The organism is Mesorhizobium sp. M8A.F.Ca.ET.207.01.1.1 (assembly GCF_004794715.1).
Taxonomy (GTDB): Bacteria; Pseudomonadota; Alphaproteobacteria; order Rhizobiales; family Rhizobiaceae; genus Mesorhizobium.
Genome location: NZ_SRUS01000017.1, coordinates 35629 through 49102, shown reverse-complemented (window position 1 = coordinate 49102; position 13474 = coordinate 35629). Strand labels below are relative to the sequence as shown.

The window sequence follows — 13474 nt, the reverse complement described above, 5'->3', positions numbered from 1 at the left end:
AGTGCAAAACGCCCTCTCTCGCTTCTCCGTGCCAGCCCCCTCATCCGGCCCTTCGGGCCACCTTCTCCCCGCTGGGGAGAAGAGGCTGACGCCAACGCTGGCGAACTCTTCTCCCCCTGGGGAGAAGGTGGCCGCGAAGCGGCCGGATGAGGGGGCCTGCGCCATCGCCAATTCAGAACTGCGGCAGCGTCGGCCGCACCGCGAGCGCATCCTTGACGATCTTCTCGACCGCTTTGCGGCGTTCGCCCGAGAGCGGCATGCGCGGCATGCGCACGCGGTCATTGGTGTTGATGGCGAACACTTCGGCAAGCTTGATGTTCTGCACCAGATAGGTCGAGACATCGAGGTCGAGCAGCGGCCGGAACCAGCGGTAGATGGCGAGCGCCTCTTCGCGGCGTCCCTGCTTCATCAACTGGTAGATGGCGACGGTTTCGCGCGGGAAGGCGGTGACCAGGCCGGCCACCCAACCGATGGCGCCCACCGACAGCGCCTCGAAGGCGAGATTGTCGACGCCGGTGAACAGGTCGTAGCGGCTGCCCAGGCGGTTGATGATCTCGGTCGAGCGGCGGATGTCGTCGGAGGATTCCTTGATGGCGACGAAACGCTTGTCCGACGCAAGCTCCTCCATCTGGTCGACGGTGACATCGACGCGGTAGGCGAGCCGGTTGGAATAGATCATGACCGGCAGGTCGCCGGCCTCGGCCACGGCGCGCAGCGCCGCCACGGTCTCTTCCGCGTTGGTATGATAGATCGGGCTCGGCACCACCATCAGGCCGTTGGCGCCTTCCTTGGCGGCGCGCCTGGCGATGCTGGCGGCCTCGCGGGTGCCGGCCTCGTTGACCGTCAGCAGCACCGGCTTCTTGCCAGCGACCTTCTGCGCGGTCTTCAGCACCTCGATCTTCTCGTCAGGCGACAGCATCGGCCCTTCGCCGAGCGAGCCGCAGACGATGATGCCGTCGCAGCCGGCCTCCATCTGCAGGCTGAAGCAACGCTCCATCTCGGCATGATCGAGCCGGTCGTCGGCGGTGAATTTGGTCGTGACGGCGGGGAAAACTCCGGTCCACATGACTATCTCTCCATCTGATATATCAGCCGTATATCTGTTAGGAAAGCCGCTGTCAATGCGGAATCTGTTATGATATATTTTAGATATATCAGGAGACCGCCTTTGATATCCATGGAAGCAAGCACCGTGTCCGAGCCCGCGGCGACCAGGGCTTATCGCGTCCTCGAACACATGATCGTGACGCTCGAACTGGCGCCGGCGAGTTTTGTCACCGAGGGCTCCCTGATCGAGCGGCTGGCGCTCGGCCGCACGCCGGTGCGCGAGGCGATCCAGCGGCTGGCCTGGGAGGGACTGCTCGATGTCAGGCCGCGTGCCGGCATCGCGATCGCACCGCTGCATCCCGGCGACTGGCTGCGCGTGCTCGACGCAAGGCGCGGCGTCGAGGTGGTGCTCGCACGATCGGCCGCACGCTTCGTCACCCGCGAGGCCGCCGACCTGTTTCACGAGGCCGCGCTTGCCATGCAGAAGGCGGTGATCTCGGGCAATGTGCTTGCCTTCATCCAGGCCGACAAGGCGCTCGACGAAGCGCTGGCGCTGGCCGCCGACAATCCGTTCGCCGCCCGGCTGGCCGCCCCGTTGCAGACCCACAGCCGCCGCTTCTGGTTCCGCTACAAGTCGGACACCGGGCTGGCGGAATCCGCTGAGCACCATGTCGCGTTGATCCGCTCGATCCTCGACGGCGACGAGGAGGGCGCCGCCAAGGACGCCAAGAAGCTGATGGCGCTGCTGCGCGGCCATGCCGAGGTGGCTGCGACACGATAGGCTCGGTCAGGCGTCGGCGGAGCCCTTTTGCGCCGCCCATTTCAACAGGGCATCGAGAGCCGGGCACAGGGCCTGACCCCAATCGGTCAGGCAATACTCGACCTTTGGCGGTACTTGATGGTGAACGATACGGCGGACAATCCCGTCGGCGCCCATCTGCCGGAGCTGCTGGATCAGCATTTTCTGCGAAATAGCCGGTATCGCCCGCTCGAGGTCTGAAAAGCGCAGCACTTTGCCGCCGAACAGATGGAACAGGATCACCAGCTTCCAACGGCCCTCGAGGATGCGTAGCACGTTTTCCACACCGCTCGCTGCGGAGAGCGGCGTCAGCGTCTCAGCCTCACTTTCGGGTAAGTACCTTACTTTTTCGTCGGTTCTTGTCATTTCTCCAGCATACCTCATCTTAGCGGCCGACAACAGCCGCCCCCTCCCACAGACGGCGGCATCCAATTGGAGACAAACCGTGACCGTGACCCTTCCTCCGCCGCTGGCGGATTATTTCGCCGCCAACAACCGCCACGACATCGGCGCGATGCTCGCGCCTTTCACGCTGGACGCCATCGTCAAGGACGAAGGCGAGACCCATCGCGGAACCGAAGCGATCCGCAGGTGGATGCAAAGTACGACCGACAAATATCACGCGACAGTCGAGGTGAAGGAGGCCGGTGTCACAGCCAACGCATGGCGGATCGCCGGTATCGTCTCCGGTGACTTCCCCGGCAGCCCGATAACGCTCCACTACAATTTCACGCTGGGCGGCGACCGGATCGCGAAACTGGAGATTGGCCTATGACCATCCGGCAGACATTCGCGATCGATGACCAGGAGTTCCGGGGCAGGCGCGTGCTGGTCACCGGCGGCACCAAAGGCGCCGGCGAAGCTATCGTTCACCGGCTTGCCGCAGCAGGTGCAACGGTCGCGACGACAGCCCGTTCGCCCGACGCCGGATCACCGGCGGAACTCTTCGTGCAAGCTGACGTCGCCACTCTCGACGGTGCGGCAAACGTGGCCGCCGCCATCATCGACCGTCTTGGCGGCATCGACATCGTCATTCACAGCGTTGGCGGGTCGAAAAGCCCAGGCGGCGGTTTCGCGGCGCTGTCCGACCGGATCTGGCAGGATGAACTCAATCTTAATCTGCTTGCGGCGGTGCGGCTCGACCGCCTGCTTGTCCCGCGCATGATCGAGCAGGGCTCCGGGGCGATCGTACACATCTCGTCGATCCAGCGCCGGTTGCCGCTCCACGAATCCACCATCGCCTATGCGGCGGCGAAGGCGGCCCTTTCAAATTACAGCAAGGCGCTGTCCAAGGAACTCGGCCCACAAGGCATTCGCGTGAACATAGTGGCGCCGGGCTGGATCCACACCACCGCCTCGGAGGCAATGGTGAAGCGGCTGGCGGCCCATTCGGGCTCGGATGAGGAGACCGCCCGCCAAGGTATCATGGACGCGATGGGCGGCATCCCGATCGGCCGGCCGGCATGGCCGCAAGAGATCGCGGAACTGGTGGCCTTCCTCGTTTCGGATCGCGCATCCGCAATCCACGGCGCCGAGTACGTCATCGATGGCGGCACAATTCCGACGGTCTGAAGGCCGCCGCCGGGAGGTCCCGCTGCAGCGTCGCGCCGTCAAGCGCCCGGCATCGCCGCGGTGATGGTCGGGCTGTCCCAGCCTTCGCCGACCGACAGAACACAACTCTGGCCTTTGGTGTCCGAGGCCAGCACGGTCCAGCTACCCTTATCCGAGATGAAGATCTCGAGGACGACGTTCGGATTGATCAGGCCGCGCCCGGCCTCGGTTTCGTGGAATTTGTCGCCGAGCGCCTTGATGATGTCCGCGCGCGCCGCGCATTGCGCCGCCGCGTTCGCTGGCGCGATTCCACCGGTCATCGCGGCCGCCGCCAAAAGTGTCGCCATAAGAAATCGTGTCATCTGACACCTCCTTGCGCCAGACGAGAACCCCGGCTGCCACCGGCGCTGTTTGATTGCCTGCACGCGTGGCAGGAATAAAGCCTAAGGCGGATGGTGGTCTGTTGGTTCCATCACACGGCGATGGAATTATTAGAATGTGGAGATGCTCGCGGGGCGCGAGGCATTGGCATAATGTACCTGACGTTGCGCTCGCGGCGGCGCAGCTGGACGGCGCAAGGCTTAAGCGGACGAAAGCCCCCACATTCCCGACGCCCATGAAAAAGAAGCGCGGTTTGCACCGCGCTTTCTCAACTTCGGTTTAGGGGAGCGTCAGGTCAGCTCATCGTCGGGATGACGAACTCGGTTCCGTCCTTGATGCCGGCCCGCGCGCCCGCAGCCGAAGGCGAGGACGCGCAGCCAAGAAACCGTCCGGCTTAGTTCATCGTCGGGATGACGAACTCGGCACCGTCCTTGATGCCGGACGGCCAGCGCGAGGTCACCGTCTTGGTCTTGGTGTAGAAGCGGAAGGCGTCCGGGCCGTGCTGGTTGAGGTCGCCGAAGGAAGACGCCTTCCAGCCGCCGAACGTGTAGTAGGCGATCGGCACCGGGATCGGCACGTTGACGCCGACCATGCCGACCTGGACACGGCTGGCGAAGTCGCGGGCGGCATCGCCGTCGCGGGTGAAGATGGCGACGCCATTGCCCATCTCGTGGTCGTTGGCGAGCTTGATCGCATCCTCATAGCGCGGCGCACGCACAACCGAGAGTACCGGTCCGAAGATCTCTTCCTTGTAGATGCGCATGTCCGCGGTCACGTTGTCGAACAGGCAGCCGCCCATATAGTAGCCGTCCTCGTAACCCTGCATCTTGAAGCCGCGGCCGTCGACCACCAGCTTGGCGCCTTCCTTGACGCCGGTGTCGACATAACCCTTGACGCGCTCCAGCGCCTGGGCGGTGACCAGCGGGCCGAAATCGGCGGCCGAATCCGTCGACGGGCCGACCTTCAGGCTCTCGACGCGAGGGATCAGCTTTTCCATCAGCCGGTTGGCCGTGTCGTTGCCGACCGGCACGGCGACCGAGATCGCCATGCAGCGCTCGCCGGCCGAACCGTAGCCGGCGCCGATCAGCGCGTCGACGGTCTGGTCCATGTCGGCATCGGGCATGATGATCATGTGGTTCTTGGCGCCGCCGAAGCACTGCACGCGCTTGCCCGCCGCCGTGCCGCGCGAATAGATGTAGTGGGCGATCGGGGTCGAGCCGACAAAGCCGATGGCCTTGATGTCGGGATCGTCGAGGATGGCGTCGACGACATCCTTGTCGCCATTGACGACGTTGAGGATGCCGGCAGGCAGCCCGGCCTCGATGAACAGTTCGGCAATGCGCATCGGCACGCCCGGATCACGCTCCGAAGGCTTCAGGATGAAGGCATTGCCGCAAGCGATCGCCGGCGCGATTTTCCAAAGCGGGATCATGGCGGGGAAATTGAACGGCGTGATGCCTGCGACCACGCCGAGCGGCTGGCGCATCGAATAGACGTCGATGCCGGGGCCGGCGCCGTCGGTGAATTCGCCCTTCATCATATGCGGCGCGCCGATGCAGACCTCGACCACTTCGAGGCCGCGCTGGATGTCGCCCTTGGCGTCGGCGATGGTCTTGCCGTGTTCGCGCGCCAGGATGTCGGCCAGTTCGTCGTAGTCGCGGGCGACCAGTTCGAGGAATTTCATCAGCACGCGCACGCGGCGCTGCGGATTGGTGGCCGCCCATGCGGGCTGCGCGGCCTTGGCATTTTCGACCGCCGCGCGCAGTTCCGCCTGCGAGGCCAGCGCCACGGTGCCGCGCACCGAGCCGTCCATCGGCTGCATGACGTCCTGCTTGCGCCCGCTGGTGCCGGCGACACGCTTGCCGCCGATGAAATGACCGTAGTCGATCATGATTTCTCTCCCTTGTTTGTGATGGCGCATTGTCCGCCTTTGTGGTGGCGAAGGCAACGCGAGGGAGAACGCAACCGTTGTGCGGAAAATAGATAACGGTGGGTGCCTGTGCATCAATTGTCGCAAATGGTAGGGTGAGTTTGTCATCGCTGGAATCGTTAAGTTGAGTTCCCTCGCACGCCCCTCCGTCCTGTCGGACCACGCCCTTGAACTGGGATGACGTGCGCATCTTCCTCGCCGTGGCGCGCGCCGGCCAGATCCTTGGCGCCGCGCGGCGGCTGGAGCTCAACCATGCCACCGTCTCGCGCCGCATCGCGGCCCTGGAGGAAGCACTGAGGACAAAACTCTTCCGCCGCCTGACCACCGGCAGCGAGCTGACGCCGGCAGGCGAGCGCTTCCTCGACATCGCCGAGCGCATGGAAGGCGACATGATCGCCGCCCGCTCGACCATATCGGGCGAAGGCGACGACGTGTCCGGAACCGTGCGCATCGGTGCACCCGACGGCTTCGGCGTCGCCTTCCTGGCCAAGCGGCTGGGCGAACTCACCGCCCTGCACCGCGAACTCACCATCCAGCTCGTGCCGGTGCCGCGCTCCTTTTCGCTGTCGCGGCGCGAGGCCGATATCGCGATTACCGTCGAGCGGCCGACCGAAGGGCGGCTGGTTGCCGGAAAGCTGGTCGACTATTCGCTCGGCCTGTTCGCGTCGCGCGCCTACGCCGAAGCCAATGGGCTGCCCAGAACCGCCGCCGAACTCGGCCGGCACACCCTCATCGGCTATGTGCCGGACCTCATCGTCAGCCCGTCGCTCGACTACGCGGCCGAATTCAGCGCGGACTGGCGCACCAGCTTCGCCATCTCTTCCGCGCTCGGCCAGGCCGAAGCCGTGCGCTCGGGCGCCGGCATCGGCATCCTGCACACCTTCGTCGCCCGCTCGATGCCGGAGCTGGTGGCCGTCGACGTGGTCGCGCCCATCCGCCGCGCCTACTGGCTGGTCTACCATGAATCGGTGAGGCCGCTGCGCCGCGTCCAGATCGTCGCCAGCTTCATCACCAAGGCGGTTGAGCGTGAGCGGGGCCTCTTCCTGTAGAAGCGCCGTCACGGCACAAACACAGCCGGTCCCCACACGCCGCCTTTTCCTTGCCACAAAACCAGCCAGTGTGGCATCAGGCGTGCGGCCCTCGGCCACGCAAGGCGGGCGCCGGGTGGGGACATCTTTCAGAAAGCTGGCGCGGATAGACATGCGAGCCGTTCTTGCCATCCTGCCGCTGCTTCTTGTCTCCGCATGCGCCAATCCATGGACAAAGGTACCGGAAGCCGAATTGCCCAGGCCGATCCGCTACGCCATGGCGCGCCCCTCGCCTTTCGTCATCGGCAATTACTGCGGTCCCGGCACCCGCACCGGCGATCTGTCGGCCCGGCCGGTCGACCGCCTCGACGCCGTTTGCCGAACCCATGACGCCTGCTACATCGCCCGCCGCGACCATTGCGACTGCGACGGCGCCCTTGTCGCCTCGGCGCGGGCAATCCGCGACGACAAGACGGCACCGCGCAAGACGCGCAGCGAGGCCGAACTGCTGATCGCCACCTTCGCCATACCCGTCTGCAAGGTTTTTCCGCAAGGTTTCATGCCGCCGCGCGACCCGGCGCAGTTGAGCGCCATGAAGGCCGGAGCCAACGGGTGAATAGCCGCACGATCGTCATCCTCGCCCTGTTCGGGCTGGCTGCCCTTGCCGGTTGTGCCGGTGCGGGTAGCAATGCCTGCGACTTCCTGGCGGGACAGGAAGCTTGCGCGCGGCCCTCGCTGTCGGCCGGCACGCCCGGGCCACAGTTCGCGGCGGCGTGGTTCTTCGGCAATGCCATCGACAGCGACTACGAAAGACGGTTCCTGGCGCTGCTTGCCAACAACCAGCTCGGCGCCATGGACCGAGCCAACGGCACCGGCCCGTTCGGGCGCAACCGCCGCGATGTCCAGAACCGCGATTTCCAGGCAACATATTCGACACTACGGCAACTGGCCGGACCGGTCGCCAACGCTCATCTGCCGCCGGCCAGTGGGGGCGGCGGCGACGGCCATTTCGACGGCCGCTGGCGGGTGTCGCGGCAGACGCTCTACATCGATGCGGCGGCGCGGGCCTCGGCTTCCAAGACCTTCGATTTTTCCGGCTTGCAGGCACGCAACACCGAGATCGTCGTGCGCCAGGCCGGCCAGCAGCCAGCCGATATCGAAGGCAGTTGCGACGGCGCATTGGCGATCCGCGCCGCCGGAGCCTCACGCACCATTGCCGCCGGCGCGGCATTCCGCCTTCGCCTGTCGAGCGAGAACGACACGGTCAGCCTGTTTCCGGCCGATGACCTGAACCGGTGCACGGCAAGGATCCGCTCCAGCCTCGCGCCCACCGGCGCGCCGCTCACCATCCGGCGCGAAGAGACCGCCGATCCGGCGCTCGCCAGTTTGGATAGCCGCTACCAGCGCTGCCCGGTCCCCGACGGCGCCGGCCTCGACGCCCTCGAGCGCGCGTTCTATGCCGGCCGGTGGCTGTCGCAGACCTGCGCCATGCCGATCGGCCACCCCAGGCTGCTGCGCAAATCGCGCGACGGCTTCAACGCCAAGGTCGAGGCACTGATGGGCGCGCCGCTGTCCGATGCGGCAATAGACAAGGGCGATCCGGAATTGCCGCTCGATTTCTCGAAGGTGCCAAGGCTGAAGCTGATCTATCTGTCCTCGCTCGAATTCAAGGCCGACTTTTCCGGGCGCATCATCGAACGGCTGATCCGCCATCATGCAGCGCTTGGCGCCAAGGTGCGCATCATGGTCACCGACGTGCTTGAACGTGACAAGGACGACGCCATGCTGCACCGGCTGGCGGCCGAGTTCCCCAATGTCGAGCTGCAGGAATACCGCTGGCGGGCGGATCATGGCGCGCCGATCGACGAGCAGATTTCACAGCTGCACAAGACCCATCATATCAAGATGCTGGCGACGCTGGCGCAGGACCCCGCGCGTTCGCGCGTCATCATCGGCGGCCGCAACATCCATGATGGCTTCCTGTTCCACCGGCCGATCGATCTGTCCCGCTATCCGGACCTCGAGCAATACGGCAAGACCGATGGCCTTTCGCTGAACTACTATTCGAACTGGAGCGACTTCGACATCGAGTTCGCCGACACGGCGACGGTCGAGACGCTCGCCGCGCATCTGTCGACAATATGGCTGCGCGACGCCGACACAAACCTGGTGCGTCCCTTCTCCGTCCCGGTCCACGGAGATGGCCTGCCATCTGGCAATGTCCGGCATTTCATTTCGGTGCCCTATGAGGATGACCACGCGCTGGAGGCCTATTTCGTCGAGCTGGTCGACGCCGCCCAGCACCATATCCAGATCGTCAACCCTTACCTCAATCTGACGCCGAGCCTCGCCCGGGCCTTCGATCGGGCGCTCGCCCGCGGCGTCAAGATCGACATTGTCGGCCGCATCGACCTCAAGGGCGATATCGGCGGCAGGTTCCTCACCGCGCTCAACAAGCTGTTCGTCGAGAAATATGGCGACCGCATCGACATCCGCGAATTCAAGGCACCTGACGTGGTGCTGCATTCCAAGATCATGCTGATCGATGAAAAGCTGGTCGCCATCTCCTCGGTCAACCTCAACAACCGCAGCTTCTTCCACGATTCCGAGAACGGCATGATGGTGCTCGACCCCGCCTTCTACGCCAGGATGAAGCCGGTCTATGACGACTATCTCGCCCACTCGAACCCGGTTTCCACCAAACTGACGATCCCGTGGGCCTACCGGCTGCTGTTCGACGAGGCCTGGGTCAGGCAGGCGTTCTGATGCAATTCCAGGAAAAGTGCGAAGCGGTTTTCCGCCCGGAATTGCATCCACCCAAGAGATGTCGCCCAAAAGTGGCCCCGGTTTTGGGGCAACGACGTGCATCAAAGCAAGGAACAGAGCGCGCCGGCGAGACGCGCGCGGGCTATTTAAGATAACGCTCCTGCGCCAGGGCACGCACGTCGATGTCGGGTACCCGGTTCGAGATGATGTCGGCCAGCACCTTGGCCGAGCCGCAGGCCATGGTCCAGCCCAGCGTTCCATGGCCGGTATTGAGATAGAGGTTGGACAGTTCGGTGCGGCCGATCAGCGGTGGTCCATCCGGCGTCATCGGCCGCAGCCCGCACCAGAACGTCGCCTCGCGCATGGCGCCGGCGCCCGGAAAGAGATCGCCGACCGAGTGTTCCAGGGTGCGGCGTCGCGATTCGTGCAACCTGAGATCGAAGCCGGAAATCTCGGCCGTGCCGCCGACGCGGATGCGGTCGCCAAGCCGGGTGATCGCGACCTTATAGGTCTCGTCCATTACGGTCGACACCGGTGCGGCGGCGGCGTCCTTGATCGGCACCGTGATCGAGTAGCCCTTGACCGGATAGACCGGGATCGACCGCTTCATCCGGCGCATGAAACCCGCCGAATAGCTGCCCAGCGCCATGACATAGGCGTCCGCCGCCTTCCAGCCCGCACTGGTGCTCAGATTGGCGACACGATTGCGGCTGCGGATGACGCGCCAGATGGTCACGTCGTACTCGAACTTGACGCCGCGCGCCACGCAGAGCTCGGTCAGCCTGTCGGTGAACATCTTGCAGTCGCCGGTCTCGTCATGCGGCAGTCTCAGCCCCCCGACGAACTTCTCGCGCACGCCGGCCAGCCCCGGCTCCGCCGCGATGCAGCCATCCTGGTCGAGGATTTCGTACGGCACGCCATATTTCTTCAGCACCTCGACATCGCCTCCGGTGCCGTCGAGTTGCTTTTGCGTGCGAAACAATTGCAGCGTGCCCTGGGTCCGCTCGTCATAGGCAATGCCGGTCGCTTCGCGCAGCGCCTTCAGCGTGTCGCGGCTGTATTCCGCCAGCGGCACCATGCGCGCTTTGTTGATGGCGTAGCGCTCGGCGGTGCAGTTGCGCAGCATCTTGACCAGCCATGTCCACATATGCGGGTCGAAGGCCGGCCGGACCACCAGCGGGCCGTGCTTCATCAGGAGCCACTTGATCGCCTTGAGCGGAATGCCGGGGCTGGCCCAGGGCGAGGCATAGCCGGGCGAAATCTCGCCGGCATTGGCAAAGCTGGTCTCCAGCGCCGGGCCTTTCTGGCGGTCGATCACCGTCACCTCATGGCCGGCCTCAGCGAGATAATAGGCCGTGGTCACCCCGATGACGCCACTGCCCAGCACCATGATCTTCATCATTCACTCCTTACGCCGTGTCCTTCATGCCGAAGGACACGGCCACATCTGCGATTTGCGCACGATCGCCGGCGAAAATCGATTCCGATCTTCTCAACCATGCGCCGTGGCTTTTCACGCCGCCGACGGACCGGGATCGTCGTCTTTCCCTGTCTGCCGCATTCCTGCCGTCTCGCCAAGAGGCCGGATAGACGTGTCAGCGCTGTAGACGAGGGTCAGCCCATGTGGCCGCGATCCGCCAGCGGAAGCTCTTTCCCGGGCTGCCCGCCGAGCGGCTTCCGGCTGATAGAGCACCGCCTTGATCCGGATCGATTCGCGCCTGCCGTCGGCGTGTTCGAGCGATGCCGTCTGGCCTTGCGCCATGCCAAGCATGCACAGGCCGCGCCTGGTCGCCACCGACAGGCTGGAGCCGACCGGTCCGCGCACGTCGTTCTGCACCAGGGTGCGCGTCTCGACCGCACCGGCATCGACGCAAAACACCACCCGGCTGTTCAGCGTCACGATATCGGGTTCGACCGACTCGATGGGCACGACGCCGGCATTGGAAAGCTTCTCTTCGATCATCGCGACCATCGGATCCGCGAATGCCCGCCGGCGCTCGAGCATTACTTCCAGGACGGCGAAATCCTTCGTCGTCAGGCGGCAGCTTCCGTTGTTCATTATCGCCTCCACGATCAGTGCTCGCCGCCGCCGGCGGGCGTATCGACCGCCTCCACGGTTGCCGACAGTTTGCGGCCGCCACGGCCGCTCCAGAACACCACTTGTCCGGTGCTGACGCCGACAAGCGCCGTTCCCATCGGCGTCAGCACCGAGATCCGGTTTTCGGCAATGTCGGCGTCGCCTGGATAGACCAGCGTGATGCGCCTGATATCACCGCCTTCACCGCGAACCGTGACTGTCGACCCCATTCGCACGACGCCGGCCGGAATTGCCGCCGCTTCCGTAATCACCGCCCGGTCCAATTCCGCGAGCAGCTCATCGGCCGTCTCGGGCGCGCGGTCGAGCACGGTCCGGGCCAGGCCGGTCAACCTGTCATGGTCGGTGTCGCTGATTAGAATTTGGACGGATGGATGCAGTCCCGTTGCATGTTGCATGGCAAACCTCATGGATCGACGCATCGAACGGATGCGCGCTTGCCGCCGCGTTGACGGCGGCCTGATGAAAGCCGGCAGCCGCGGAGAGCGGTGCGGCTTGATGGCGATGGGTGGATGTATGGATGCCCCGGTACGGACGAACGCCGAAAGGCGGCCGCGCCGGGGCTACGATCCCGCGATCGGGCAGACCCTGAACAAGGTTCTGATATAAGCGAGGTTGCTCATGCGCCGAACCTTGCCGACAGGCGTCCGCTTGTCAAGCGCGGCCAAACCGCTCAACCGCCGACATAGCGCCGGTGGAAGCGTGTGCCGAGACTGGCCAGGATTTCGTAACCGATAGTGCCGGCATGGCCGGCGGCGTCGTCGACGCTTTGCGAAGGGCCGAGCAGTTCGACGAGATCCCCTTCGCGAAGCTTGCCGGGCGGCAGGGCGGAAATGTCGAGAATGATCGAATCCATCGACACACGTCCGAGGAAGGGCAGGCGCACCCCCTCGAACCAGGCGGCCGACGCGGACCGGCGCAGCCAGCCATCCGCATAGCCGAACGAGATCGTCGCCAGGCTGAGCGGCGCTTCCGCGTGATAGGTGTGGCCATAGCCGATGCCGGTGCCCTGTTCGACGCTGCGCGTCTGCGCCACCTTGGCCTGCAGCCGCACCACGGGCAGCATCGGGTTGGGTTCGGCGGGCGTCGGATTGATGCCGTAGAGCGCGGCGCCAGGGCGGGCGAGATCATAATGGTAGGACGGCCCCAGAAAGATGCCGGAGGAATTGGCAAGCGAAGCGGGCGCCTCGGACAGCATGGCGCGCAACCGCTCGAAGGCCAGCCTCTGCTGTTCATTGGCGGGATGGCGCGGCTCGTCGGCGCAGGCCAGATGGCTCATCACATATCTGACGGCGATGCCGTCGAACGCGGCGGCATCACCGGCCATCGCCTCGACTTCGGCTGGCGCCATGCCAAGCCGCGACATGCCGCTGTCGACCTGGATGGCGGCCGGAAGTTTTCGGCCAACGCGATGCGCCGCCGCGCGCCAGGCTTCCAACTGCGCGCCACTGTTGACGACCGCGCACAGATCGGACGCGACCGCCTCCGGCTCGGAGCCTGGCGGCAATCCGTTCAGCACGTAGATCTCAGGTCCGGCCCCGATCGCCTTGCGCAGCGCGATGCCTTCGGCCAGCAGCGCGACGAAGAAGATGCCGCAGCCTTCCTTCATCAGCGCCGATGCCACTTGGCTCGCGCCGAGACCGTAGCCGTTGGCTTTGACCACGCCGGCGCAGCGCACGCCGCCCAGCCTTGCCTTCAGCCGTCGGTAGTTTTCGCGGATCGCACCGAGATCGATGGTCAAGATCGCCCCGGCAGCCGCTTGGCCTACGGCGGCGACGTCATGGGGCAGCGACCTTGCGGGGGTGTCGTTCATGGCGACCCTCCTTGTAGCGGATTAACATCAATAGGACCGACGCGCCGGCACGGCAACCAAGGTC

General features: G+C 65.0%; 15 protein-coding genes. 7 read left to right on the top strand and 8 right to left on the bottom strand.

Annotated elements, in window-relative coordinates:
• Window positions 1-172: 172 nt before the first annotated feature.
• Window positions 173-1066 carry a dihydrodipicolinate synthase family protein gene (locus EN850_RS31660; RefSeq protein ID WP_127276532.1) on the bottom strand — a complete coding sequence of 298 codons (894 nt, stop codon included), beginning with the start codon at window positions 1064-1066 and terminating at the stop codon, window positions 173-175.
• 69 nt (window positions 1067-1135) lie between these two features.
• On the opposite strand from EN850_RS31660, the gene EN850_RS31655 reads away from it, so the two are divergent.
• Complete coding sequence (locus tag EN850_RS31655; protein ID WP_189343586.1) at window positions 1136-1828, top strand: GntR family transcriptional regulator; 693 nt, start codon at window positions 1136-1138, stop codon at window positions 1826-1828.
• A 6-nt stretch (window positions 1829-1834) separates the two neighbouring features.
• Here EN850_RS31655 and EN850_RS31650 read toward each other — a convergent pair whose 3' ends face one another.
• Complete coding sequence (locus tag EN850_RS31650) at window positions 1835-2212, bottom strand: winged helix-turn-helix transcriptional regulator (RefSeq protein ID WP_127276536.1); 378 nt, start codon at window positions 2210-2212, stop codon at window positions 1835-1837.
• A gap of 79 nt (window positions 2213-2291) precedes the next feature.
• Here EN850_RS31650 and EN850_RS31645 point away from each other — a divergent pair, with 79 nt between their 5' ends.
• Window positions 2292-2621, top strand: a complete 330-nt coding sequence (locus tag EN850_RS31645; RefSeq protein WP_127276538.1) for a nuclear transport factor 2 family protein — start codon at window positions 2292-2294, stop codon at window positions 2619-2621.
• Window positions 2618-3418: an SDR family oxidoreductase gene (locus EN850_RS31640; RefSeq protein ID WP_127872152.1), complete on the top strand. Its 801-nt coding sequence runs from the start codon at window positions 2618-2620 to the stop codon at window positions 3416-3418. Before EN850_RS31645 ends, EN850_RS31640 begins: the two co-directional genes overlap by 4 nt.
• A 38-nt stretch (window positions 3419-3456) precedes the next feature.
• Here EN850_RS31640 and EN850_RS31635 read toward each other — a convergent pair whose 3' ends face one another.
• Both EN850_RS31635 and EN850_RS31630 read right to left on the bottom strand, forming a co-directional pair.
• A complete protein-coding gene (locus EN850_RS31635) occupies window positions 3457-3759 on the bottom strand; it encodes a hypothetical protein (protein ID WP_127280981.1) in 303 nt (100 codons plus the stop codon).
• Between the two features lie 413 nt (window positions 3760-4172).
• Window positions 4173-5669 carry a CoA-acylating methylmalonate-semialdehyde dehydrogenase gene (locus tag EN850_RS31630; protein ID WP_127872153.1) on the bottom strand — a complete coding sequence of 499 codons (1497 nt, stop codon included), beginning with the start codon at window positions 5667-5669 and terminating at the stop codon, window positions 4173-4175.
• 206 nt (window positions 5670-5875) lie between these two features.
• On the opposite strand from EN850_RS31630, the gene EN850_RS31625 reads away from it, so the two are divergent.
• The 3 genes from EN850_RS31625 (at window position 5876) to EN850_RS31615 (ending at window position 9502) form a co-directional block, all read left to right on the top strand.
• On the top strand, window positions 5876-6757 hold the full coding sequence (locus tag EN850_RS31625; RefSeq protein ID WP_127872154.1) for a LysR family transcriptional regulator: 882 nt from the start codon (window positions 5876-5878) through the stop codon (window positions 6755-6757).
• Window positions 6758-6908: 151 nt separating this feature from the next.
• Window positions 6909-7352 carry a hypothetical protein gene (locus EN850_RS31620; protein ID WP_127281232.1) on the top strand — a complete coding sequence of 148 codons (444 nt, stop codon included), beginning with the start codon at window positions 6909-6911 and terminating at the stop codon, window positions 7350-7352.
• Window positions 7349-9502 (top strand): phosphatidylserine/phosphatidylglycerophosphate/cardiolipin synthase family protein, encoded by a 2154-nt coding sequence (locus EN850_RS31615; protein WP_136092861.1) that lies wholly within the window; start codon window positions 7349-7351, stop codon window positions 9500-9502. Before EN850_RS31620 ends, EN850_RS31615 begins: the two co-directional genes overlap by 4 nt.
• A 142-nt stretch (window positions 9503-9644) precedes the next feature.
• Here the strand turns inward: EN850_RS31615 and EN850_RS31610 are convergent, their stop codons facing one another.
• The 3 genes from EN850_RS31610 to rnk all read right to left on the bottom strand — a co-directional run bounded on the left by EN850_RS31610 (window position 9645) and on the right by rnk (window position 11995).
• The gene (locus EN850_RS31610) at window positions 9645-10901 is read right to left on the bottom strand and encodes a D-amino acid dehydrogenase (protein WP_136092869.1); all 1257 of its coding nucleotides are present in this window, start codon (window positions 10899-10901) and stop codon (window positions 9645-9647) included.
• Window positions 10902-11015: 114 nt separating this feature from the next.
• Window positions 11016-11561, bottom strand: a complete 546-nt coding sequence (locus EN850_RS31605) for a nucleoside-diphosphate kinase (RefSeq protein ID WP_136092860.1) — start codon at window positions 11559-11561, stop codon at window positions 11016-11018.
• A gap of 14 nt (window positions 11562-11575) precedes the next feature.
• Entirely contained in the window at window positions 11576-11995 is a 420-nt protein-coding gene (gene rnk / locus EN850_RS31600; RefSeq protein ID WP_135863249.1) for a nucleoside diphosphate kinase regulator, read from the bottom strand.
• A gap of 10 nt (window positions 11996-12005) precedes the next feature.
• Here rnk and EN850_RS31595 point away from each other — a divergent pair, with 10 nt between their 5' ends.
• Window positions 12006-12206 carry a hypothetical protein gene (locus EN850_RS31595; protein WP_127281267.1) on the top strand — a complete coding sequence of 67 codons (201 nt, stop codon included), beginning with the start codon at window positions 12006-12008 and terminating at the stop codon, window positions 12204-12206.
• A gap of 64 nt (window positions 12207-12270) precedes the next feature.
• Here EN850_RS31595 and alr read toward each other — a convergent pair whose 3' ends face one another.
• On the bottom strand, window positions 12271-13410 hold the full coding sequence (gene alr, locus EN850_RS31590; protein ID WP_136092859.1) for an alanine racemase: 1140 nt from the start codon (window positions 13408-13410) through the stop codon (window positions 12271-12273).
• Between the last annotated feature and the right edge of the window lie 64 nt (window positions 13411-13474).

Excerpts from the sequence above, each read along its gene's own strand:
- EN850_RS31660 (WP_127276532.1), bottom strand. The coding sequence starts at position 1,066 with ATGTGGACCGGAGTTTTCCCCGCCGTCACGACCAAATTCACCGCCGAC.
- EN850_RS31655 (WP_189343586.1), top strand. The coding sequence starts at position 1,136 with ATGATATATTTTAGATATATCAGGAGACCGCCTTTGATATCCATGGAA.
- EN850_RS31650 (WP_127276536.1), bottom strand. The coding sequence starts at position 2,212 with ATGACAAGAACCGACGAAAAAGTAAGGTACTTACCCGAAAGTGAGGCT.
- EN850_RS31640 (WP_127872152.1), top strand. The coding sequence starts at position 2,618 with ATGACCATCCGGCAGACATTCGCGATCGATGACCAGGAGTTCCGGGGC.
- EN850_RS31635 (WP_127280981.1), bottom strand. The coding sequence starts at position 3,759 with ATGACACGATTTCTTATGGCGACACTTTTGGCGGCGGCCGCGATGACC.
- EN850_RS31630 (WP_127872153.1), bottom strand. The coding sequence starts at position 5,669 with ATGATCGACTACGGTCATTTCATCGGCGGCAAGCGTGTCGCCGGCACC.
- EN850_RS31620 (WP_127281232.1), top strand. The coding sequence starts at position 6,909 with ATGCGAGCCGTTCTTGCCATCCTGCCGCTGCTTCTTGTCTCCGCATGC.
- EN850_RS31610 (WP_136092869.1), bottom strand. The coding sequence starts at position 10,901 with ATGAAGATCATGGTGCTGGGCAGTGGCGTCATCGGGGTGACCACGGCC.
- EN850_RS31605 (WP_136092860.1), bottom strand. The coding sequence starts at position 11,561 with ATGAACAACGGAAGCTGCCGCCTGACGACGAAGGATTTCGCCGTCCTG.
- rnk (WP_135863249.1), bottom strand. The coding sequence starts at position 11,995 with ATGCAACATGCAACGGGACTGCATCCATCCGTCCAAATTCTAATCAGC.
- EN850_RS31595 (WP_127281267.1), top strand. The coding sequence starts at position 12,006 with ATGGATCGACGCATCGAACGGATGCGCGCTTGCCGCCGCGTTGACGGC.
- alr (WP_136092859.1), bottom strand. The coding sequence starts at position 13,410 with ATGAACGACACCCCCGCAAGGTCGCTGCCCCATGACGTCGCCGCCGTA.